The sequence below is a fragment of the Mycobacterium sp. 050134 genome (assembly GCF_036409085.1).
In the GTDB taxonomy this organism is placed as follows: Bacteria; Actinomycetota; Actinomycetes; order Mycobacteriales; family Mycobacteriaceae; genus Mycobacterium.
Genome location: NZ_JAZGLV010000003.1, coordinates 168,249 through 190,747, shown reverse-complemented (window position 1 = coordinate 190,747; position 22,499 = coordinate 168,249). Strand labels below are relative to the sequence as shown.

The window sequence follows — 22,499 nt, the reverse complement described above, 5'->3', positions numbered from 1 at the left end:
CACCACCCCGATGCGGCGGGTCGCCGCAGCCTGCCTGGTCGGCTCGGCGATCGAGTTCTACGACTTCCTCATCTACGGCACCGCCGCGGCGCTGATCTTTCCCACGGTGTTCTATCCGCAGCTGAGCCCGACGATGGCGGCGATCGCCTCGATAGCGACCTTTGCGACCGCCTTTCTATCACGGCCGCTGGGCGCGGCCGTCTTCGGATACTTCGGAGATCGGCTGGGCCGGAAGAAGACCCTCATCGCCACCCTGCTCATCATGGGCGCGTCGACCGTGAGCGTGGGCATGGTGCCCAGCACGGCGTCGATCGGCATTGCGGCGCCGTTGATCCTGATCGTCCTGCGGTTGATGCAGGGATTCGCCGTCGGCGGCGAATGGGCCGGTTCGGTGCTGCTCAGCGCCGAGTACGCCCCGCCCGGCAGGCGCGGCTGGTACGGCATGTTCACCCTGCTGGGCGGGGGCACCGCGGGGGTGCTTGCCAGCCTCACCTTCCTCACCATCAACCTCACGATCGGCGAGAAAAGCCCCGAGTTCATGGACTGGGGCTGGCGCATCCCCTTCCTGATCAGCACCGGGCTGATCGGCATCGCCCTTTATGTGCGGCTCAACATCGACGAGACCCCGGTGTTCGCCGAGGAGAAGGCCCGCCACCTGGTGCCCAGGGCGCCGCTCGCGGAGCTGCTCCGCTACCAGCGCCGCGAGATCGTGCTCGTGGCGGGTTGTTTCCTGGGCGGCATGGGGTTCGTCTACATCGGCAACACGTTCCTCGTCATGTACGCGCATTCCCATCTGGGCTATTCGCGGACGTTCATCTGGAGCATCGGCGCGCTGGGCGGCCTGACGAGCATTGCGTTCGTCTCGCTGTCGGCGTGGCTGTCCGATCGCGTCGGGCGCCGCCGTGTGATGCTGGTCGGGCTGGCGGCGTGCCTGCCGTGGGCGTTCGCCGTCATCCCGCTGATGAACACCCGCAACCCGGTGCTCTATGCCGTCGCGATGCTGGGCATGTTCGCCGCCGCGGCGGTCGCCAACGGGCCCACCGCGGCCTTCATTCCCGAACTGTTCGCCACCCGCTACCGCTACAGCGGCGCGGCGGTGGCGATGAACCTTGCCGGAATCCTCGGCGCCGCGGTCCCGCCGCTGATCGCCGGCACGCTGCTGGCGACCTATGGAAGCTGGGCGATCGGGCTCATGATGGCCGCGCTGATCGTGGCCAGCTTCGTCTCGGTCTACCTTTTGCCCGAAACCAAGGGGACCGCGCTGCGATCCGTACCGCAGGCCGAGGATCTGGCGGCCCTCTAGCTGCGCGGCCCGCTCAGTTGGCGTGCAGCTCCTCGTTGAGGGCGATGCCCTGGCCGTCCCGGGCCACCACTTCGACGGCCCCGGTGACCGAATTGCGGCGGAACAGCAGGTTATTGGAGCCGGACAGCTCGCGGGCCTTGACCGCGGCGCCGCCGGGCAGGGTGACCTTGGTGCCGGCGGTGACGTACAGGCCGGCCTCGACGACGCAGTCGTCGCCGAGCGAGACGCCCAGGCCCGCGTTGGCCCCGAGCAGACACCGCCTGCCTATCGAGATCACCTCGGTGCCACCGCCGGAGAGCGTGCCCATGATGGACGCGCCACCGCCGATGTCCGAGCCGTCGCCGACCACCACACCGGCCGAGATGCGCCCCTCCACCATCGAGGCGCCCAGGGTGCCGGCGTTGTAGTTGACGAATCCCTCGTGCATCACGGTGGTGCCCGGCGCCAGGTGGGCGCCCAGCCGCACCCGGTCGGCGTCGGCGATGCGGACCCCGGTCGGCAGGACGTAGTCGACCATCCGCGGGAACTTGTCGATGCCGTAGACGGTCACGGGCCCCTGGCGGCGCAACCGCGCCCGGACCGCCTCGAAACCCTCGACCGCACACGGCCCGCGATTGGTCCACACCACGTTCGTCAGCACCCCGAACAGCCCGCCCGCGTTCAGCCCGTGCGGCGCCACCAGCCGGTGCGACAACAGGTGCAGCCGCAGGTAGGCGTCGTAGGCGTCGATGGCGACGTCGTCGAGCGACCCGATCACCGTGCGCACGGCGATCGTCTCGGTCCCGCGGTCGTCGTCGCGGCCGACCAGCGCGGCCAGCTCGGCGGGGACGTCGGACAGCGCGAGCCGCGACGTGGCGCCCGTGCCCGACCCGGTCAGTTCCGGGGACGGAAACCACGCGTCGAGGATCGATCCGTCGGCGGCCAACGTCGCCAGCCCAACACCCACCGCGCCTGCAGCTTCAGTCACGGCCGACAGGGTACTTTCCCCGGGCGAGCAGACACAAAAGCCGCCGACACGCCGAGGAAAACGGTGCATATGTGTCTGCTCGCGACGGGAGATGGGCGCACTACCCTGGGGGCATGTTGGACCTCTGCGCTGACCCCGTCGAGCTGACCGCGGCGCTGGTCGACATCCCCAGCGAATCGCGGCACGAGGCCCGCCTCGCCGACGAGGTGGAAGCCGCGCTGCGCGCCCAGATGACCGGTTTCGAGGTGGTCCGCAACGGCAACGCCGTGCTGGCGCGCACCGACCTCGGCCGGCCGTCCCGGGTGCTGCTGGCCGGCCACCTGGACACCGTCCCGGCGGCCGGGAACCTGCCCAGCCATCGGGAGAACGGCGAACTCTACGGCTGCGGAACCGCCGACATGAAATCGGGCGACGCCGTCTTCCTGCATCTGGCCGCCACGGTGGCCGAACCGGCCCACGACCTGACGCTGGTGTTCTACGACTGCGAGGAGATCGAGGCGGCCGCCAATGGTTTGGGCCGCATCGAACGCGAGCTCCCGCACTGGCTGGCCGCCGACGTCGCCATCCTGGGCGAGCCCACCGGCGGTTACATCGAGGCCGGCTGCCAGGGCACGCTGCGCGTGGTGATCGGCGCCACCGGGACCCGCGCGCATTCGGCGCGATCCTGGCTGGGCGACAACGCCATCCACAAGCTCGGCGCGGTCCTGGACCGGCTTGCCGAATACCGCGCCCGCACCGTCGACATCGACGGCTGCGCCTACCGCGAGGGTCTGTCCGCGGTGCGCATCGACGGCGGAGTGGCCGGTAACGTGATCCCCGATGCGGCGTCGGTGACGGTGAACTTCCGGTTCGCTCCCGACCGTTCGGTGCCCGCCGCGCTGCAGCACGTGCACGACGTGTTCGCGGGACTGGACGTGGAGATCGAGCAGACCGACGCCGCGGCGGGCGCGCTGCCCGGCCTGGCGCAGCCGGCCGCCAAGGCCCTGGTCGAGGCCGCGGGCGGCCAGGTTCGGGCCAAGTATGGCTGGACGGACGTGTCGCGGTTCGCCGCGTTAGGAGTGCCGGCGGTCAACTTCGGCCCCGGCGACCCCAACCTGGCCCACACGCGCGACGAACGCGTGCCGGTCGCCAACATCACCGCCGCCGTGGAAATGCTGCGGCGCTACCTGAGCGGTTAGCCCCCGGCACGTTCCGCCTGGGCGGCGGCGTCGGCGGCCGCCGCGCGCATCCCGACCGTCGCCAGCTCGTCGGACACCGCCCGCAACGCCGCGCCGTCGCCCGCCGCCTGCGCGCGCGCATGCGCGAGGGCGAGCCGCCCCGCGGCGCAATCGATCTCGCCGCACAGCCGGGCGAGCGGATCGGCCGCCCGGCCGTCCCCGAGCTGGACGGACTCGTGCCAGGCCCGGATCGCCACCGCCGACTGCCCCCCGCGTTCGGCCATGCGGGCGGCCTCCCGGGCGGCCGCCACCGCGCCGTGCCAGTCGCGCACGCAGGCCAGCCGCCACGCCCGGGCCACCCCCAGCTCCGGGGCGAAGAGCGCCGACTTGGTCCCGTGCCGGGACTCGGCGCGGCTCAATGCCTTTGCCGCGGCGGCGGTGTCTCCCTGCCGGGCCAGCGCGGTGGCCAGCAGCATCAAGGACAGCGGCCCCCACGAGTAGCCGGTGCGCTCCAGGGTGGCGGCCGCCGGGCCGAGCAGCTCGGCCGCCCGGCCGAAGTCGCCGTCGGCGATCAACACGTGCGCCAGCAGGACCTCGCCGATCGCGCGCCCCGGCTGCTGCAATTCGGCGAAATCGGTAAACTGCTGGGCGATCTCGCGTGCAGCGTCGAGCCGGCCGGCCATCAGCAGCGTGCTGCTCTGCCCCAGCCCGATCGTGAAGCGCAACAGCCCGGGATGCTCACCGGCAAGGGCCCGCCGGGCCAGCGGTTCCACCTCGTCGAAACGTCCCTGCCGCGCGGCGCACAGCGCGGCCGCGCTGGCCGCCCACGCCACCGCCTGGTCGTCGGCGGCCGGCGATGCCAGCACCTCGCGGCCGACGCGGACGGCGTGCGCGACGTTGCCGGCGTTCATGGCGAAGGTGGCGCTCAGCGCGTCGAGCGTGGTGCGCGCGGCGGCGTCGGTCACCCGGCCGCGAACCGCCCGCAGGAACGCGGTGGCGCGCTCGGGCTCGCTGAGCATCCAGAACTGATTCGCCGCGCGCAGCAACGCCCAGTCCATGAGCGCCGTTTCGGCCAGGACGTCGGCGTCGACGGCGGCCAGCACCGCGTCGGCCTCGCGGCCGCGGCCGCGCCACGCCAGCGCGTGGGCCAATGCCAGCCGCGCCGCCAGGCCGCCCGACCGCTCCAGCGCCGCCCGGGCCAGCCGTTCACCCAGGGCCAAGTCGCCGAGCCGCAACGCCTGCTGCGCGGCGGCGACCACCTCTGGCACCGGCTGCACGGCGTCGCTGTCCAACGCCAGCGACGCCACCCGCAGCCGATCGCTGAGGTGCTCGGGCGGATGCTGCGAGCGCAGCTTGACCAGCTCGGTTCGCCGCCGCCGCGCCTCGTCGGAACCGAGCGCGGCGCGCGCCCGCTCGGCGAACAGCGGGTGCGCCGTGTACACGACCGGGTCGTCGGAGCGTCCGCCACGGTCGCGCGTCTCCGCCGCGCCCCACTCGACCGCCTCCCGCACCGCCCCGTCGTTCACTAGAACCGCCAGGTCGGCCAGCGACAGCGGCTCCTCGACGGCGAGGTAGTCCAGCACCGAGCGGGCCGCCACCGGCAACCCCGCGATGAACGCGTCCACCTCCGCCGGTGTGGTGGTCCCGCCGGGCGCCTCGATGTCGAGCCGCTCGAGCAGCCCGTCGGTCCACAGCGCGGCGATCGCCTCGGGTGCTAGGTCGGCGCGGGCGGTGACGATCATCCGCCCCGTGCCGGCCAGCGCCAGCTGGTAGACCAGCGTGGCCGACAGGATGTCCAGGTGATGGGCGTCGTCCACGATCAGCAGCGCCTCGCCGTCGCCGGCGTCGCCCAGGGAGGCCCGGGCCGCCCGTAACAGTGCGGCCGGCTTGCCGATCTCGGCGATCTGCACCAGGTGGCTGAAGGCGCCGAACGGGACCGCGCGCTCGGTCGGCGTACCCGTGACCCAGCGGGTCAGCATCCCCGGCTGCCGCCGGGTCAGGCCCTCGGCGGCCAGCAGCGCCAACGTCGACTTGCCGCAGCCGTCGGGTCCCAGCACCACGGCCCCACCCGACCGGCCGCCCGAGAGGGCGGCGTTCAAGCCGTCGAGCGCCGCGGCCTGTTCGGGCACGTTCCATCGAATCGGCATCGCCGGATTTTATTGCGCGCGGTGTGCAGGCCGCACCGGGCTTGGTCTACCTTTCGTTGTATGCGCCCGGAACGCGATGCGATAGGAGAGTGGGCGGTATGCGTGTATTGCGCGTCCGGGCCCCAGCATCCCGAATTGCTCGCTCTCGCTACCGAACTGGGCGAAGCGATCGCCGACCGGGGCTGGACCCTGATCTGGGGCGGTGGCCGGGTGTCGGCCATGGGGGCGGTGGCGGGCGCCGCGCGTGCGCACGGGGGCCGGACGGTCGGCGTCATCCCCGAAGTGCTGATGCGCGCCGAGGTTGCCGACGCGGACGCCGACGAGCTGATCGTCACCGCGACCATGCGGGAGCGTAAGCGGGTCATGGAGGACCGCGCGGACGCCTTCCTCGTGCTGCCGGGCGGGCTCGGCACCCTCGACGAACTGCTGGATGCCTGGACCACGGCCTACCTTGGCCTGCACGGCAAACCCATCGTGTTGCTGGACGCGATGGGCCACTACGAGGGCCTGTGGCTGTGGCTGTCCGGGCTGGTCGGCAGTGGCTACATCTCCCAGACGGCGATGGACCGGTTGGTGCTGGTCGATAAGGTGAGTGCCGCCCTGGAGGCGTGCGCGCCCGCCTGAGCGCGGTGGGCACCGCCTCCTCCCGATTAGGCTGGCTTCACTCGTCAGTTGACGACCATTCGAGGGAACTGAGGGAAACGTGTCCGATCACGACGGCGGAGCGCGCGCCGCGGTCAGCCTGACCGACATCGCATCCCGGGTGCCGGGTCTGCTGGCCGACATGCCGGTGATCATGCGCGGTGCTAGGACCGGGCTGCTCGCCCGGCCCAACTCCAGGAAATCGATCGGCACGGTGTTCGCCGAACGCGCCGCCCGCCACGGCGACCGCGTCTTCCTTCGGTTCGGCGACCAAAAGCTGACGTATCGCGATGCCAACGCGGCCGCCAACCGCTACGCCGCGGTGCTGGCCGCCCGAGGCGTCGGCAACGGCGACGTCGTCGGCATCATGCTGCGCAACTCGCCCAACGCCGTGCTCGCGATGCTGGCCGCGGTCAAGTGCGGCGCGATCGCCGGGATGATCAACTATCACCAGCGCGGCGACGTCCTCGCGCACAGCCTCGGATTGCTGAACGCCAAGGTGCTGGTCGCGGAGACCGACCTGGTCAGCGCCGTCGCCGAGTGCGGCGCGGCGGCCACCACCGAGACGCTCACCATCGAGGACCTGGAGCGGTTCGCCGAGAGCGCGCCGGCCACCAATCCCGCGTCGGCGGCGTCCGTGCAGGCCAGGGACACCGCTTTCTACATCTTCACGTCGGGCACCACCGGCTATCCCAAGGCCAGCAAGATGACGCACCTGCGCTGGCTCAAGGCGCTGGCCGCGTTCGGTGGGATCGGGCTGCGACTGAAGAGCGACGACACCCTCTACAGCTGCCTGCCGCTGTATCACAACAACGCGCTGACGGTGGCGTTGTCCTCGGTGGTCAACTCCGGCGCCACGCTGGCCCTCGGTGCGTCCTTCTCGGCCTCGAAATTCTGGGACGAGGTGATCTCCACCGAGGCAACCGCCTTCATCTACATCGGCGAGGTCTGCCGCTACCTGCTCAACCAGCCGCCCAAGCCCACCGACCGCGCGCACAAGGTGCGGGTCGCCGCGGGCAACGGGCTGCGCCCGGAGATCTGGGACGAGTTCACCGAGCGGTTCGGCATCGCGCGCATCTGCGAGTTCTACGCCTCCAGCGAGGGCAACACCGCATTCATCAACGTCTTCAACGTTCCCCGGACCACCGGCCTGTTCCCCATGCCGCTGGCCTACGTGGAGTACGACCCGGACACGGGCGCCCCGCTACGCGACGACAACGGGCGGGTGCGGCGGGTTCCCGCCGGCGAACCCGGCCTGCTACTGAGCCCGGTCAACCGGCTGCAGCCGTTCGACGGCTACACCGACAAGGAGTCCACCGAGAAGAAGCTGGTGCGCAACGCCTTCCGCGAGGGCGACGTCTGGTTCAACTCCGGCGACGTGATGAGCCCCCAGGGGCTGGGTCACGCCGCGTTCGTCGACCGGCTTGGCGACACCTTCCGGTGGAAGGGCGAGAACGTCGCCACCACCCAGGTCGAGGCCGCGCTGGCCACCGACGACTCGGTCGAGGAGTGCACGGTGTTCGGGGTGGAGATTCCCCACACCGGCGGACGCGCCGGGATGGCCGCCGTCAAGCTGCGCGAGGGCGCGGAGTTCGACGGCAAGTCGTTGGCGAGCGCGGTCTACGGGCAGCTCCCGTCCTACGCGCTGCCGCTGTTCGTGCGGGTCGTCAAGGAGCTGGCGCAGACCACGACGTTCAAGAGCCGCAAGGTGGAGCTGCGCGACGAGGCCTACGGCCCCGACGTCGGAGATCCGCTGTACGTCCTGGCCGGCCGCGCCGAGGGCTACGTGCCGTACTACGACGAGTACCCCGAGGAAGTCGCTTCCGGCAAGCGCCCGAAGGGCTGAGCGGCGGTTTTCGGCGTCACTGCGGCGCGGGCCGCCGCCGAGACTGCGCGGGCTGCGCCGAGGCTGCGCGCATGGCGGGGCCACAGCGCTTCGCCGCGCGCCCGGGCGCAGTCTCGATGACCTGGCCGCGGTCTCGGGGCGTCGACGCCGAGCCGGGCGGCCTGCGGGGGCGCCCGACCCGATGACCGGGCACCATGGATGCGTGCAGCCAACCCTGTGCGGCCGACCGGTCGCGGCCGATCGTGCCCTGATCATGGCGATCGTCAACCGCACCCCGGACTCCTTCTACGACAAGGGCGCGACCTTCAGCGACGAGGCCGCCCGCGACGCCGCGCACCGGGCCATCGCCGAGGGCGCCGACGTTGTCGACGTGGGCGGCGTGAAAGCCGGTCCCGGCGAGACCGTCGACGCCGAGACCGAGCTCACCCGGCTGGTGCCGTTCATCGAATGGCTCCGCGGCGCCTACCCGGACCAGCTGATCAGCGTCGACACCTGGCGCTCCGAGGTGGCCCGAGTGGCCTGCGCGGCGGGCGCGGACCTGATCAACGACACCTGGGGCGGCATCGACGCCGCCCTGCCGGAGGTGGCCGCCGAGTTCGGCGCGGGCCTGGTGTGCTCGCACACCGGGGGTGCGCTGCCGCGCACGCGGCCGTTCCGGGTGAGCTACGGGACCACCACCCGCGGCGTGGTCGACGACGTCATCCGCCGGGTCACCGCCGCCGCCGAGCGGGCGGTCGCCCGCGGGGTGGACCGCGACCGGGTGCTGATCGACCCGGCCCACGATTTCGGGAAGAACACGTTCCACGGGCTGGTTGTGTTGCGTCACGTGAGCGATCTCGTAAACACCGGGTGGCCCGTTCTCATGGCTTTGAGTAACAAGGACTTCGTCGGGGAGACTCTTGGGGTGGGATTGACCGAACGGCTCGAGGGGACGCTGGCGGCCACCGCGCTGGCTGCGGCGGCCGGCGCGCGAATGTTCCGCGTGCACGAGGTCGCCGCCACCCGCCGCGTGTTGGAGATGGTCGCCTCGATCCAGGGAACGCGCCCGCCGGCGCGCACGGTGAGGGGGCTCGCATGACGGCATCGGACCTTATTGCGCTCGCCAGCGACGGCGCCCTGGCCGCCCGGCCCGGGGACATCTGGTTCGGCGACGGCAGCCGCCGCCCGGCCAGGACAATCGGCGAGCTGGAGGAGGCCAAAGCCGGGCGGACGATCTCGGTGGTGCTGCCGGCGCTCAACGAGGAAGAAACCGTCGAGTCGGTGATCGACAGCATCTCGCCGCTGGTGGATGGCCTGGTCGACGAGCTGATCGTGCTGGACTCGGGGTCCACCGACGACACCGAGATCCGCGCCATCGCCGCGGGCGCTCGCGTCGTCAGCCGCGAGCAGGCCCTGCCCGAGGTGCCGACGCGGCCCGGCAAGGGTGAGGCCCTGTGGCGTTCGCTCGCGGTCACGAGCGGTGACATCGTCGTGTTCGTCGACTCCGACCTGATCAATCCGCACCCGATGTTCGTGCCGTGGCTGGTTGCCCCGCTGCTGACGGGCCCGAGCTCCCGCGGCGTTCACCTGGTGAAGAGCTTCTACCGGCGTCCCCTCAACGTCGGTGCGACCGGTGGCGGCGCCGGCGCGACGGGCGGTGGGCGCGTCACCGAGCTGGTGGCGCGGCCGCTGCTCGCGGCGCTGCGGCCGGAGCTAAGCGGCGTGCTGCAGCCGCTCGGCGGCGAGTACGCGGCCACCCGTGAACTGTTGACGTCCCTGCCGTTCGCGCCGGGCTATGGCGTGGAGATCGGGCTGCTGGTGGACACGTTCGACCGGCTCGGCCTGGGGGCGATCGCCCAGGTCAACCTCGGCGTGCGCGCGCACCGCAACCGCCCGCTGCCCGAACTCGGCGCGATGAGCCGCCAGGTGATCGCGACGTTGCTCTCGCGCTGCGGCGTCCCCGACTCCGGGGTCGGCCTGACCCAGTTCGTCCCCGAAGCGCACGGCTACAGCCAGCACACTTCGCCGGTGTCGCTGGACGACCGTCCGCCCATGAAGGTGCTGCGCCCACGCTGATCGCTGAGGTGTCGGCGGTATAGGGCAATATCGATCCCGTGGCGTTGGTGTTGCTGTACCTGGTGGTGCTGGTGCTGGTGGGGATCGTGCTGTTCGGCGCGGCCAGCCTGCTGTTCGGTCGTGGCGAGCAGCTGCCGCCCCTGCCGCGGGGCACCACGGCCACGGTGCTGCCCGCCTTCGGGGTGACGGGCGCCGACGTCGACGCGGTGAAGTTCACCCAGGTGTTTCGCGGCTACAAGACCAGCGAGGTGGACTGGGTGCTCGACCGGCTCGCCCGCGAGCTCGAGGCCCTGCGTGGCCAGCTCGCACAGGCGGAGGCGGCACGGGCGACGCCGACGGGGGAGGACCCGTCCGAGGCCGAGGCGGTTGCGGTGGAACCGGAGGCGGCCGAGGACCGTCAGGACAAGATGTGAACAACGACGAGTTGGTCCGCTGCGCGTGGGCGATCCTCAAACCGGGCCCGGACTTCGAGCTGTACCGCAATTACCACGACGAGGAGTGGGGCCGGCCGCTGCATGACTCCGTCGGCCTGTTCGAGCGGATGAGCCTGGAGGCCTTCCAGAGCGGTCTGTCGTGGCTGATCATCCTGCGCAAGCGGGACAACTTCCGGCGCGCGTTCTCCGGCTTCGACATCGACACCGTCGCCGGTTACACCGGCGCCGATGTGCAACGGCTGATGGCGGATGAGGGCATCGTCCGGAATCGGTCCAAGATCGAGGCCACGATCGCGAACGCGCGCGCCGCCGCCGACCTCGGGTCGTCGACGGAGCTCTCCGACCTGCTGTGGTCGTTCGCGCCGTCCTCGCGACCGCGGCCCGCCGACCCGTCCGAGATCCCGTCGGCCACCGAGGAATCCAAGGCGATGGCCCGCGAGCTCAAGCGGCGCGGGTTCCGCTTCGTCGGGCCGACAACGGCCTATGCCCTGATGCAGGCGACCGGCATGGTGGACGACCACGTCCGCGACTGCTGGGTGCCTTCCCCGCGGTGACGATCGGGTCGGTGAGACCGGCTTGCGGGGGCACGTGCGGGGTCAGAACCGGGTCTTTGTGCAATTGATGACCTTGATAGGGAACAATGGGGGGGTGATTAGGCAGTTCGATGTCGAGTGTGGCTGGGATTTCGTTGGCGGGGCATGCTCGGCGCCGACCAGGTCCGCGAGGGCGGGCCAGCTCGAACCTGGAGGGAGCACTCGATGGCGGCGATGAAGCCCCGGACTGGGGACGGTCCTCTGGAAGCAACGAAGGAGGGGCGCGGCATCGTGATGCGGGTACCACTGGAGGGAGGCGGTCGGCTGGTCGTCGAGCTGACGCCGGACGAAGCCGCCGCTCTGGGTGACGAGCTCAAAGGCGTGACTAGCTCGACCTGACGGCTGCCCAGCGGCGCGGCTAGGCGCAGACCTTGCGATAGATGTCCAGCGTCTGCTCCGCGACGTGGGTCCACGAGAATTCGTCAACGCAGCGCTGGCGTCCCGCCTGGCCGTACCGCGTCGCCTTGTCGGAATCGGCAACCAGTTCATTGATCGCCTCGGCCAGCCCCGTCCGGTAACCCTCCGGGTCGGCATCGTCGTAGTGCACCAAAGACCCGGTGACCCCGTCGGCGACCACCTCGGGGATCCCGCCAACGTCCGACGCCACCACCGCCGTCGCGCAGGCCATCGCCTCCAGGTTGACGATCCCCAGCGGCTCGTACACCGACGGGCAGACGAAAACCGTTGCAGCCGACAATATTTCGCGTAGCTCCCCGATGGGCAGCATCTCGCGGATCCAGAACACGCCGGTGCGGCAGCGGGCCAGCTCGTCGACCGCGGCCCGCACCTCCTCGGCGATCTCAGGGGTGTCGGGGGCGCCGGCGCACAGCACCACCTGGACGTCGGGGCTGAATCGGTGCGCGGCCGCCACGAGGTGGGCCACGCCCTTCTGCCGGGTGATCCGCCCGACGAACGCCACCATGGGCCGGTTCGGATCGACCCCCAACTCGGCCAGCACGGATCCGGATTCCGCTGGCCCGGCCGGGTACCAGACGTCGGTGTCGATCCCGTTACGGATGACGTGCACCGTGCTCGGATCGAGTGCGGGATAGACCTGCAGCACGTCCTCGCGCATCGCGGAACTGACGGCGATGACGGCGTCGGCGGCCAGGACGGCGGTGTGCTCCACCCAGGTTGACACCCGGTACCCGCCGCCGAGCTGTTCTGCCTTCCATGGCCGGCGAGGCTCCAGCGAGTGCGCGGTCAGCACGTGGGGGATGTCGTACAGCGTGGCGGCCAGGTGTCCGGCCAGCGCCGTGTACCACGTGTGCGAATGCACGACTGTGGCTTCGGACGCGGCGTTGGCCATCATGAGGTCGGCGGACAGGGTCGACATCGCCGGGTTGGCATGCTTCAGCCGGGGGTCGGGCTGGTGCACGAAGGCGCCGGGCCGTGGTGCGCCCATGCAGTGCACGTCCACCTCGCACAGTCGGCGCAGTTGGGAGACCAGCTCGGTGACATGCACCCCCGCTCCGCCATACACCTCGGGTGGATACTCCCGAGTCATCATCGCCACCCGCATACCCCGCACGGTAGTTCGCGCGGCGGCGGCGTGCGAGCCGGGCCGGGCTATCGGGGCGGCCCTCCCGGCCCCAAATACCTTGACGGACAGCCCGACAGACGGGCCAATAGGGCGCTCCCCCTGGCAGCGGTTGGGTGGGGCCGATAGGTTTGACCTTATGAGGGAAGCGCCACAAGTGCTGGGCATCGTCCTGGCCGGCGGTGAGGGCAAGCGGCTGTATCCGCTGACGGCGGACCGGGCCAAGCCCGCGGTTCCCTTCGGTGGCGCGTATCGGCTCATCGACTTCGTGCTGTCCAACCTCGTCAACGCCCGCTATTTGCGGATCTGCGTTCTCACTCAGTACAAGTCGCATTCACTCGACCGCCACATTTCGCAGAACTGGCGGCTGTCCGGGCTCGCCGGGGAATACATCACCCCGGTCCCGGCGCAGCAGCGACTCGGCCCGCGCTGGTACACCGGCTCCGCCGACGCGATCTATCAGTCGCTGAACCTCATCTACGACGAAGACCCCGACTACATAGTCGTTTTCGGCGCCGACCACGTGTACCGCATGGACCCGGAGCAGATGGTCCAGTTCCACATCGAAAGCGGGGCGGGCGCAACCGTGGCCGGCATCCGCGTGCCGCGCGGCGAGGCGAGCGCCTTCGGGTGCATCGACGCCGACGAGTCGGGCCGTATCCGCGAGTTCGTCGAAAAGCCCCTGAATCCGCCCGGAACCCCCGACGACCCGGCTACGGCGTTCGTGTCGATGGGGAACTACATCTTCACCACCAAGGTGCTGATCGACGCGATCCGGGCGGACGCCGACGACGATCACTCGGATCACGACATGGGCGGCGACATCATCCCCCGGTTGGTGGACGACGGGATCGCCGCCGTGTACGACTTCAAGGACAACGAGGTGCCCGGCGCTACCGACCGCGACCGGGGCTACTGGCGGGACGTGGGGACGCTCGACGCGTTCTATGACGCGCACATGGACCTGGTGTCGGTGCATCCGGTCTTCAACCTGTACAACAAGCGCTGGCCGATCCGTGGCGAGTCGGAGAACCTGGCGCCCGCCAAGTTCGTCAACGGCGGCTCCGCGCAGGAATCGGTGGTGGGCGCCGGCAGCATCATCTCGGCCGCGTCGGTGCGCAACTCGGTGCTGTCGTCGAACGTCGTCGTCGACGACGGCGCGATCGTCGAGGGCAGCGTCATCATGCCGGGCGCCCGGGTGGGCCGCGGTGCCGTGGTGCGCCACGCGATTCTCGACAAGAACGTCGTCGTGGGGCCCGGCGAGATGGTCGGCGTGGACTTGGAGAGGGACCGCGAGCGCTTCGCGATCAGCACCGGCGGCGTCGTCGCCGTGGGCAAGGGCGTCTGGATCTGACCCGCGCCACCGCTGACGGGGCGATCCTGCTACCAGACGTGGGGAACGAGCCGGTAGCGCACCCGCTGCGTGTATTCGCGGTACCCCGGCAAGTCCTGGATGAGCAGCTTCTCTTCGTCGAGGATTCGGAAGACCAGCACCGCGATTCCCGGGATGACGAAGAGCAGCCCCCAGTAGGACCCCAGCGCCAGCGGCACGCCCACCATCATGATGACGTTCCCGGCATACATCGGGTGCCTGACGAACCGGTAGAGGCCGCCGGTGGCCACCTGTTGTCCCGCCTCCACGGTGATCGTGGCCGCGGCGTAACTGTTTTCGACGATCACCAGCATCGCGACGCCCAATCCGGCGACCACCAGGACGTCACCGAGCAGGCACAGCCAGACCGGCACCACCGACCAGCCCATCCGATGATCGAGTGCACTGAACGCCATCATCGCGAAGAGATCGACGAAGGAACCGGTGATGATGACCTTCTGGACCGTCCGGGTCTCCGCCCTGGGCCCGGCGCGCATGCGCCGCCGCAGCGCCGCCGGATTGGCCCGGGCCAGGTAGCTGGTCGGGATGATCGATGCCCCCGTGAAGGCCGCCATGAATGCCCAGGCCTGCCAATAGCGCAGGGTCCCGGCGGGCAGGAAGAGGACGAGAGCGAGCGCGGCCAGCCCGAAGATCGAGGACGCCGTGAGTCGAACAGCCGTTTTCATGGATCCTCCTAGCAACGCACGTCACGGCGCCGGAAAGCCCCGACGCCCACACCGATCAGCGCCGCGTCGACGGCCAGCAGCCAGAGCAGGGGAGCGGCGGTGAAGCCGGTGCCGACGCGTGGGGTGTGTGCGAACGGCTCCAGATCCAGCAACCACTGCGGGAATCCGGCCAACGAGCCGACGAGATACAGGGCGACGAACCCGACCAGCACGGCCCAGGCCGCGGGGGCGAAACGCGGCGCGAGCCCGAAGATCGCCGCCGTCACGGCGGCGAGCAACCAGACCGCGGGCAGCTGCACCGCGGCGCTGGCGACGACGACGCCGAGCTTGCCGCCGACGTCGCCCGCCGCGGCGCCGTAGACCAGGCCGCCGGTCAGTCCGCTGCCCAGCATGGCGATCGTCGAGCCGGCGCCGGCCAGGGCTAGATGGCTTGCCAGCCAACGGCTTCTGGATACCGCCCCGGCCAAGGTGGCTTCGGCCCGCTGGCCGGATTCCTCATGATGCAGCCGCAGGGTGAGCGAGACGGCGAACGCGGCGGCCGCCATGCCCATCATGGTGAACGCCACCGCGAGGAAAGCCTCCTCCAAGGCTCCCGTCCCGCCCATTCGCGCCACGATGTCGCGCGTCGCGCTGCTGTCGCCCAACTCGCCGCCGATGCCGTGCACCACGCTGCCGATCAGCAGTCCGTACAGGCACAGGCCGACGGTCCACAGCAGCAGCCCGCCGCGGTCGAGCCGCCACGCCAGGCCGAAGACGTTGCCCAGCGTGGGCCCGGCGGTGGCCGGGCCGGGCCGTTCGGCGATGAGGCCGGCCCCGACGTCGCGCGCGGCGAGCAATCGATACGCCACCGCGGTCAGCGCGACCGCGGTCGCCATGTGCGCCAACAGAACCCACCACCGATCGCCCGCATACGGCCTGACTTGAATCGACCAGCCCAGCGGAGAAAACCACGAAAGCCTGCCGTCACCGGCGTCGCCGACGGCGCGCAGGGTGAACGCGACCGCGAGCGCCGCGAACGCGGCACCGCGGGCCACCCGGGCACTCGGCGACAGCTGGGCCGCCACCGCGGCGACCGCGGTGAACACCAGGCCGGAGCCGGCGAGCGCCGCGCCGAAGGCGAGTGAGCCCCCCGCAGGGACGTCGGTCATCAGCAGGCCCGCCGCGCCGATCCCGCCGGTGGCGACCGACGCCCCGAACGACAGCAGCAGTGCCGCGCTCAGGCTGGCGTACCGGCCGACGGCGGTCGAATCGACCAATTCGGTGCGGCCCGTCTCCTCGTCGGCGCGAGTGTGCCGGATCACCGCGAGGATGACGGCGACCGCGATGAGCAAGTGGAACAAGCCGGCCTTCCAAATGCCCACGGCCCCAAGGCTGTCGTTGTAGATCTGCCCGTAAAGCGCGCGTTGGGCCGGGCTGGCGGTGATGGAGGCGGCGAATCCGGCGCGGGCGGCCTGAGTGGGGTAGATCTTCTCGATGCTGCCGACGTACACGGTGGCCAACGGCACCGACAGGAGCAGCACCCACAGCGGCAGGGAGACGCGGTCACGGCGGAGGTAGAGCCGCAGGACGCCCAGCGTGCCCGCGAAGAGCGAACCGGTCCGGTGTTCCGGCTGGGCCGGGCGCGGCCGATGCAATGTCGCGCTGGTGCTCATAGCGCCGGCACCGTGCGGGGCGCGGCTTCGGTGTCGTAGTGCCGCAGGAACAGTTCCTCGAGTGTCGGCGGTTGGCTCACCAGGCTGCGCACTCCGGCGTGGCCAAGGGCCCTGATCAGTTCGCCGAGGCTTTCGCCGTCCACCTGGGCCCGCAGTGTGTTGCCGTCGACGCTGACGTCTTCGACCCCCTTGATTCGGCTGAGATCGCCTATCGCACCGACCACTTCGGCCCTGATCGAGGTGCGGCTCAGGTGGCGCATCGACGCAAGCGAGCCACTCTCGACCGTCCGGCCGGACCGGATGATGGTCACCCGCTCGCACAGTGCCTCGGTCTCGGCCAGGATGTGACTGGACAACAGAACGGTCGTGCCGCGGTCGCGTGACTCGACCACGCATTGTTGAAAGACGTTCTCCATCAACGGGTCCAGACCACTGCTCGGCTCGTCCAAGAGCAGCAGTGCGGCCCGCGACGAGAAGGCCGAGATCAGGGAGACTTTTTGGCGGTTGCCCTTCGAGTAGGTGCGCACCTTCTTGTGGGGATCGAGGTCGAAGCGCTCGATCAGCTCGTCGCGGCGGTTCCGGTCGAGGCCGCCGCGCATCCGGGCCAGCAGGTCGATGGTTTCACCACCGGTCAGGGACGGCCAGAGCGTGACATCGCCCGGCACGTAGGCGATCCGGCGGTGCAGGCCAACGGCGTCGGCCCACGGGTCACCACCCAGCAGCCGTGCGGTCCCGCCGTCGGCTTTCACCAGGCCCAGCAGGATGCGGATGGTGGTCGATTTGCCGGCGCCGTTGGGTCCGAGGAACCCGTGCACCTCCCCTTCGTGCACCGTCAGGTCGAGGCCGTCCAGTGCCCGCACGCGACCGAAAGCCTTGGTGAGGCCGTGGATTTCGATGGGCGATCGGTTGTCAGTCGGCATGCGATTCTCCTTGCTCTTCGGCGGCCAGGAATGCGTCGTACATGGTCCGATCCACCATCAGGCCTTCGGTGTAGACCTCGAGGGCGGGCAGGACCATGTCACGGGCGTAATCGCGCAGCACGGCGCGGAGATCGGTCGGCGTCTCGTGCATCTGCAGATAGAGCAGGAATCCGCCGCCCCCGACGATGCCCAGATACCGCGCCCGGGCGCGGGGATCGCGGCTGGGTTTTATGGTCCCGGCGCGCACGCCCAGATCGAGGTATTCCTCGGTGTTGTCGATCATCCTGCGCCACAACACATTCGCCAGCTCGCCACCGGACTGCATGCTGCGCACCAGATAGGCCATCATCGGGGCGTAAGACTCGATCTCGGCCATCTTCGCGAACCAGGTGGCGGGATCGTTCGACCCGAGCGCTTCGGATTTGGCCTCGCGGATCTCTTCGGCGATGTAGTCGTCGCAGGCCTTGCGCAGGCCGTCCTTCGAGCCGAAGTGGTGGATGACCAGGGCGGCGCTCACGCCCGCCGCTTCGGCGATCGCCCGCAGTCCCACGCCGAAGCCGTGCTCGCCGAACTGCGCGATGGCCGCATCGCGGATCCGGGCGGCGGCGGTCAGGTCAACTGAACGCATGTTCAGGAGATTAAACGCGCGTTCAGCCCCCGTCAAGAGTCGGCGGCCGTCGCGCCTGGTCGACCAAGAGGCATCACGGCGCCTTCAACGCGGGTGACCACAAGGCGTGCTTCATGAACCCCGGCCACGACGGCGATTCCGGCTCGTACAGCCGCGGCCTCGACAACTCGGGCAACGCCGCCACTTGGTCGGCTGCTTCGCCGACGCGGCTAGCGGTCAGTCGGGCGTCGTCAATCCTTGACCGCGGCCAGGATGCCGTCCCCGAGGGGCACCAGCGCCGGCGTGAGTCGCTCGTCTTCGGCGATGAGGCGGGCCGCCTCGCGCACGGCGGTCACCTCCGCGTCGCGGGCCGCGGGGTCGCCCGCGCGGCCGCCCAACGCCGCCCGGTGCACCACGATGACGCCGCCGGACCGCAGTAGCCGCACGCCCTCGACGACATAGGTCGGCTGGTCGGCGGGGTCGGCGTCGATGAAGACCAGGTCATACGACTCGTCGGCGAGCCGGGTGAGCACGTCCTGGGCGCGGCCGCTGATCAGCCGGGTGCGTGACGGCCCGATACCGGCCTCGGAGAACGCCTGCTTGGCCAGGCGCAAATACTCGGGCTCGATGTCGATCGTCGTCAGCACACCGTCGTCGCTCATCCCCGACAGCAACCACAGACCGCTCACTCCGGCGCCGGTCCCGACCTCGGCGACCGCCTTGCCGCCGCTCAGCTTGGTCAGCAGGCTCAGCAGCGCGCCGACCGCCGGCGTCACCGCTCCGGCGCCGATGTCCACGGCCCGCTCGCGGGCGGCGACGAGAAGCGCATCCTCGGAGATCGAACCCTCGGCGTGCGCGGCGAGCGACTCGGCCCGGCTCGGGGCCGTCTGACCGGGGGCGTCTGCGTCGGTGCCGTCCATGCCCGCAGCGTATTCCAACGGTGGGGCGATCGGGCAGGCGCGCCCGTCCGCGGCCCGGTGACACGCCCGGAATCTCGGCAATGCCTAAGCAATCGTCGGCCGCATCCGCCCTGGACAGGCGAGGTAACGATATGGTTTCTCAGCCTCAGCTCAGATTGTTCCTATACCGCACACACCCCGGTGCGCGACGGTAACCGTATGGATCGCGGAGGACACTCGGCCAGGGGTATGGGGAATAGACATTTGCAGCTTCGTGTTTCCGACTGCAGTGAACTGTCAATCCCCGATGGCAGGTCAGAGTCGGAGGAACCCAACATCACTATGCTTTTGAGCCCAACCAGCATGTCGCACCCCCAAGAGCGCCGCGACGACGAATGGGTGGAGACACCCGACGAATTGTCGGGCACCGCGGTGTTCGACGCGACGGGGGATAAGGCGGCGATGCCATCCTGGGACGAATTGGTGCGGCAGCACGCCGACCGGGTGTACCGGCTGGCCTACCGCCTTTCGGGCAACCAGCACGACGCCGAGGACCTCACGCAGGAGACCTTCATCCGGGTCTTCCGCTCGGTGCAGAACTATCAGCCCGGCACGTTCGAGGGCTGGCTGCACCGCATCACGACCAACCTGTTCCTCGACATGGTGCGTCGGCGCGCCCGCATCCGGATGGAGGCGCTGCCAGAGGATTATGACCGGGTTCCGGCCGACGAGCCCAACCCCGAACAGATCTACCACGACTCGCGGTTGGGCCCCGACCTGCAGGCGGCCCTGGACTCGCTGCCGCCCGAGTTTCGCGCGGCGGTCGTCCTGTGTGACATCGAAGGCCTGTCCTACGAGGAAATCGGCGCGACCCTCGGGGTCAAGCTGGGCACCGTGCGCAGCCGCATCCACCGGGGACGCCAGGCCCTGCGCGACTATCTGGCCGCACACCCGGAAGCCGGCGTCCGCCCGGCCGCGCTGCACGCCGAGTCGGCCTAGCGGCTCGAGCGCGGCCGTCTGAACCGGGCCGCCGCGCAACGATCCAGCGTCTTCCCCGGCCGTAGGGGCGCGATCGGGCGCCACCTCGCGCTACATTCGAGGTATAGGCGGCAGGAAAGGAGCTGGTGATGGCCGACCCCGGAAATGTGGGGCATGTGTTCCGGCGGGCGTTCTCCTGGCTGCCATCCCAATTCGCCTCCCAGAGCGACGCACCGGTGGGCGCGCCGCGCCAATTCGGGTCCACCGAGCATCTGTCCGTCGAGGCGATCGCCGCGTTCGTCGACGGTGAGCTGCGGATGAATGCGCACCTGCGGGCCGCGCACCACCTCTCGCTGTGTGCGGACTGCGCGGCCGAGGTCGAGGATCAGAGCCGGGCGCGCGCGGCATTGCGCGACTCCCATCCCATCCGCGTTCCCAGCACCCTGCTCGGGCTCCTTGCCGACATTCCCCGCTGGTCGGACGACGAGACGACCGCGGGGGAGGTTTCGGACCGCTTGGCCGGGCGCGACGTCCGCGGTCAGCGCAAACGCCGCTAGCGCGTCCCGCCGAGGGGAAACGCGCCTCGCCTGTGCGTTCGTGGGCGGCCACTACCAAACCATGGATACTAGGGTGGACACGGACAATAACGGCGCGGTGCGTGGCGCCCCCGTAAAGGCGGTCTCGAGCGCTCGGGATGAGGAATCAAAAGAGGGTGATGTGACCTCCGACGGCAATGACAGTGGCTACGGCCGCGGCACGAACAGTGACAGGGACGTTCGCAGTCGGTTGGCGCCGCGCCCCATCTCACGGCCGCCGGTCGACCCCGCATCCCGTCAAGCGTTCGGCCGTCCCGACGGGCTGAACGGGTCTTTCGTGGCGGAGCGCGTGCGCCCGCCCAAATACCAGGATCAGTCCGAGTTCACGCCGCACGATCGGCCGTCCGACCCGGTGCTGCAGGAGGCGTTCAGCCGGCCCGTCGGGAGCGCGGACACGCTGCAGCGCCACCCCGTCGACGCCGGCGCGCTGGCCGCCGAGCAGAACGGTTCCGGGCCCGAAGAGCCCGACGACCCCTGGCGTGACCCGGCGGCCGGCGCCGCCCTGGGCACCCCGGCAGTCGCCCCGACGGCGCCGCAGTCCGCCGCCGCTTACCGCGGCAAATTGGGCGTGCGCGACGTGCTGTTCGGCGGCAAGGTCTCCTACCTTGCCCTGGCCATACTGCTGTTGATCGCGCTGGTCATCGGTCTGCTGGGCGGCGTGATCGGCCGCAAGACCGCCGAGGTCGTCGAGGCGTTCACCACCTCCAAGGTGACGCTGGCGACGCCCAACAATGCCGAGCAGCCGGCCGGCCGGTTCGCCAAGGTGGCGGCCGCGACCGCCGACTCCGTGGTGACCATCGAGTCGAAGAGTGACCAGGAGGGGTTGCAGGGCTCCGGGGTCATCATCGATGGCCGCGGCTACATCGTCACCAACAACCACGTGATCTCCGAGGCGGCGAACAACCCCAGTCAGTTCAAGACGACCGTGGTGTTCAACGACGGCAAGGAAGTGCCGGCCAACCTCGTGGGCCGCGACCCCAAAACCGACCTGGCCGTGCTGAAAGTCGACAACGTCGACAACCTGACCGTGGCCCGGCTCGGTGACTCCGACAAGGTGCGCGTCGGTGACGAGGTGCTGGCCGCGGGCGCGCCGCTCGGGCTGCGCAGCACCGTCACGCACGGCATCATCAGCGCGCTACACCGCCCCGTGCCGTTGTCGGGAGAGGGCTCCGACACCGACACCGTCATCGACGGCGTCCAGACCGACGCCTCGATCAACCACGGCAACTCCGGCGGGCCGCTGATCGACATGGATTCCCAGGTGATCGGCATCAACACCGCCGGCAAGTCGCTGTCCGACAGCGCCAGCGGGCTGGGCTTCGCGATCCCGATCAACGAGGCGAAGACCGTCGCCCAGACGCTGATCAAGGACGGCAAAATCGTGCACCCGACGCTGGGGGTCAGCACCCGCTCGGTGAGCAACGCGATCGCCTCGGGGGCCCAGGTGGCCAACGTGAAGGCCGGAAGCCCCGCCCAGAAGGGCGGGATCCTGGAGAACGACGTCATAGTGAAGGTCGGCAACCGTAAGGTGGCCGACGCCGACGAGTTCGTCGTCGCCGTGAGACAGCTGACCATCGGCCAGGACGCCCCGGTGGAGGTCGTCCGCGACGGTCGGCACGTCACGCTGACGGTGAAACCAGACCCCGACTCCGGCTAATGTTCGGCAACCTGAGCTGGGAACACATCCTGGTCCTGGTCGTCGTCGGTCTGGTGATCCTCGGCCCGGAGCGGCTTCCCGGTGCCATCCGGTGGACGTCGACGACGCTGCGCCAGGCGCGTGACTATCTCAGCGGCATGACCACCCAGCTGCGCGAGGACCTCGGGCCCGAGTTCGACGACCTGCGGGGACCGCTCAGCGAGCTGCAGAAACTGCGGGGCATGTCGCCGCGGGCGGCCCTGACCAAGCATCTGCTCGACGGCGACGATTCGTTGCTGACCGGGAACTTCGACCGCCCGGTGAACGGGCACCCGCCGGAACCGTCGGCGCCACCGGTCGAGGCCGAACGGCATCCGCCCGGCGCTCCCGCCCCGTTCGACTCCGACGCGACCTAGCGCCTGCGCCGCGAGCGTGCGCGGTTGCACGCCGTTGACGGCGTGTCGGCCTG

Annotated in this window: 22 protein-coding genes; 14 read left to right on the top strand and 8 right to left on the bottom strand. The window is 70.2% G+C overall.

The window, feature by feature from the left end; genetic code table 11:
• Positions 1-10 precede the first annotated feature (10 nt).
• Positions 11-1,303, top strand: coding sequence for an MFS transporter (locus SKC42_RS04680; protein ID WP_330963279.1), 1,293 nt, complete (start codon positions 11-13; stop codon positions 1,301-1,303).
• 13 nt (positions 1,304-1,316) lie between these two features.
• Here the strand turns inward: SKC42_RS04680 and dapD are convergent, their stop codons facing one another.
• Entirely contained in the window at positions 1,317-2,270 is a 954-nt protein-coding gene (gene dapD / locus SKC42_RS04675; protein ID WP_442931977.1) for a 2,3,4,5-tetrahydropyridine-2,6-dicarboxylate N-succinyltransferase, read from the bottom strand.
• 113 nt (positions 2,271-2,383) lie between these two features.
• On the opposite strand from dapD, the gene dapE reads away from it, so the two are divergent.
• Positions 2,384-3,448: a succinyl-diaminopimelate desuccinylase gene (gene dapE / locus SKC42_RS04670; protein WP_330963132.1), complete on the top strand. Its 1,065-nt coding sequence runs from the start codon at positions 2,384-2,386 to the stop codon at positions 3,446-3,448.
• Here the strand turns inward: dapE and SKC42_RS04665 are convergent.
• Positions 3,445-5,574, bottom strand: coding sequence for an AAA family ATPase (locus SKC42_RS04665; RefSeq protein WP_330963131.1), 2,130 nt, complete (start codon positions 5,572-5,574; stop codon positions 3,445-3,447). The two genes, dapE and SKC42_RS04665, sit on opposite strands and share 4 nt — an antisense overlap.
• 60 nt (positions 5,575-5,634) lie before the next feature.
• Between SKC42_RS04665 and SKC42_RS04660 the strand changes: the two genes are divergently transcribed.
• From SKC42_RS04660 to SKC42_RS04630, 7 genes are all read left to right on the top strand, one after another.
• On the top strand, positions 5,635-6,198 hold the full coding sequence (locus SKC42_RS04660; RefSeq protein WP_330963130.1) for a TIGR00730 family Rossman fold protein: 564 nt from the start codon (positions 5,635-5,637) through the stop codon (positions 6,196-6,198).
• A gap of 79 nt (positions 6,199-6,277) precedes the next feature.
• Positions 6,278-8,062: a long-chain-acyl-CoA synthetase FadD6 gene (fadD6, locus tag SKC42_RS04655; protein WP_330963129.1), complete on the top strand. Its 1,785-nt coding sequence runs from the start codon at positions 6,278-6,280 to the stop codon at positions 8,060-8,062.
• 181 nt (positions 8,063-8,243) lie between these two features.
• Positions 8,244-9,140: a dihydropteroate synthase gene (folP, locus tag SKC42_RS04650; RefSeq protein WP_330963128.1), complete on the top strand. Its 897-nt coding sequence runs from the start codon at positions 8,244-8,246 to the stop codon at positions 9,138-9,140.
• The gene (locus tag SKC42_RS04645) at positions 9,137-10,117 is read left to right on the top strand and encodes a glucosyl-3-phosphoglycerate synthase (protein ID WP_330963127.1); all 981 of its coding nucleotides are present in this window, start codon (positions 9,137-9,139) and stop codon (positions 10,115-10,117) included. The genes folP and SKC42_RS04645 overlap by 4 nt, the downstream gene beginning before the upstream one ends.
• A gap of 38 nt (positions 10,118-10,155) precedes the next feature.
• Positions 10,156-10,530: a DivIVA domain-containing protein gene (locus tag SKC42_RS04640; protein ID WP_330963126.1), complete on the top strand. Its 375-nt coding sequence runs from the start codon at positions 10,156-10,158 to the stop codon at positions 10,528-10,530.
• A complete protein-coding gene (locus SKC42_RS04635) occupies positions 10,527-11,105 on the top strand; it encodes a DNA-3-methyladenine glycosylase I (protein ID WP_330963125.1) in 579 nt (192 codons plus the stop codon). Before SKC42_RS04640 ends, SKC42_RS04635 begins: the two co-directional genes overlap by 4 nt.
• A 204-nt stretch (positions 11,106-11,309) precedes the next feature.
• Positions 11,310-11,483, top strand: coding sequence for a DUF3117 domain-containing protein (locus tag SKC42_RS04630; protein WP_066995255.1), 174 nt, complete (start codon positions 11,310-11,312; stop codon positions 11,481-11,483).
• 19 nt (positions 11,484-11,502) lie between these two features.
• Here SKC42_RS04630 and glgA read toward each other — a convergent pair whose 3' ends face one another.
• The gene (gene glgA, locus SKC42_RS04625) at positions 11,503-12,666 is read right to left on the bottom strand and encodes a glycogen synthase (RefSeq protein WP_330963124.1); all 1,164 of its coding nucleotides are present in this window, start codon (positions 12,664-12,666) and stop codon (positions 11,503-11,505) included.
• 157 nt (positions 12,667-12,823) lie between these two features.
• Here glgA and glgC point away from each other — a divergent pair, with 157 nt between their 5' ends.
• Positions 12,824-14,038 carry a glucose-1-phosphate adenylyltransferase gene (gene glgC, locus SKC42_RS04620; protein ID WP_330963123.1) on the top strand — a complete coding sequence of 405 codons (1,215 nt, stop codon included), beginning with the start codon at positions 12,824-12,826 and terminating at the stop codon, positions 14,036-14,038.
• Between the two features lie 29 nt (positions 14,039-14,067).
• Here glgC and SKC42_RS04615 read toward each other — a convergent pair whose 3' ends face one another.
• From SKC42_RS04615 to SKC42_RS04595, 5 genes are all read right to left on the bottom strand, one after another.
• Entirely contained in the window at positions 14,068-14,742 is a 675-nt protein-coding gene (locus SKC42_RS04615) for a methyltransferase family protein (protein ID WP_330963122.1), read from the bottom strand.
• 8 nt (positions 14,743-14,750) lie between these two features.
• Positions 14,751-16,394: an ABC transporter permease gene (locus SKC42_RS04610; protein ID WP_330963121.1), complete on the bottom strand. Its 1,644-nt coding sequence runs from the start codon at positions 16,392-16,394 to the stop codon at positions 14,751-14,753.
• Entirely contained in the window at positions 16,391-17,314 is a 924-nt protein-coding gene (locus tag SKC42_RS04605) for an ABC transporter ATP-binding protein (RefSeq protein WP_330963120.1), read from the bottom strand. The genes SKC42_RS04610 and SKC42_RS04605 overlap by 4 nt, the downstream gene beginning before the upstream one ends.
• On the bottom strand, positions 17,304-17,942 hold the full coding sequence (locus tag SKC42_RS04600; RefSeq protein ID WP_330963119.1) for a TetR/AcrR family transcriptional regulator: 639 nt from the start codon (positions 17,940-17,942) through the stop codon (positions 17,304-17,306). Before SKC42_RS04600 ends, SKC42_RS04605 begins: the two co-directional genes overlap by 11 nt.
• 230 nt (positions 17,943-18,172) lie before the next feature.
• On the bottom strand, positions 18,173-18,841 hold the full coding sequence (locus SKC42_RS04595) for an O-methyltransferase (protein ID WP_330963118.1): 669 nt from the start codon (positions 18,839-18,841) through the stop codon (positions 18,173-18,175).
• Positions 18,842-19,039: 198 nt separating this feature from the next.
• Between SKC42_RS04595 and sigE the strand changes: the two genes are divergently transcribed.
• From sigE to tatB, 4 genes are all read left to right on the top strand, one after another.
• Positions 19,040-19,819, top strand: coding sequence for an RNA polymerase sigma factor SigE (sigE, locus tag SKC42_RS04590; RefSeq protein ID WP_330963117.1), 780 nt, complete (start codon positions 19,040-19,042; stop codon positions 19,817-19,819).
• A 128-nt stretch (positions 19,820-19,947) separates the two neighbouring features.
• Positions 19,948-20,355 (top strand): anti-sigma E factor RseA, encoded by a 408-nt coding sequence (gene rseA, locus SKC42_RS04585; RefSeq protein ID WP_330963116.1) that lies wholly within the window; start codon positions 19,948-19,950, stop codon positions 20,353-20,355.
• Between the two features lie 160 nt (positions 20,356-20,515).
• Positions 20,516-22,051, top strand: a complete 1,536-nt coding sequence (gene htrA, locus SKC42_RS04580) for a serine protease HtrA (protein WP_442931974.1) — start codon at positions 20,516-20,518, stop codon at positions 22,049-22,051.
• Complete coding sequence (gene tatB, locus SKC42_RS04575; RefSeq protein ID WP_330963115.1) at positions 22,051-22,446, top strand: Sec-independent protein translocase protein TatB; 396 nt, start codon at positions 22,051-22,053, stop codon at positions 22,444-22,446. The genes htrA and tatB overlap by 1 nt, the downstream gene beginning before the upstream one ends.
• The last annotated feature ends 53 nt before the right edge of the window (positions 22,447-22,499 follow it).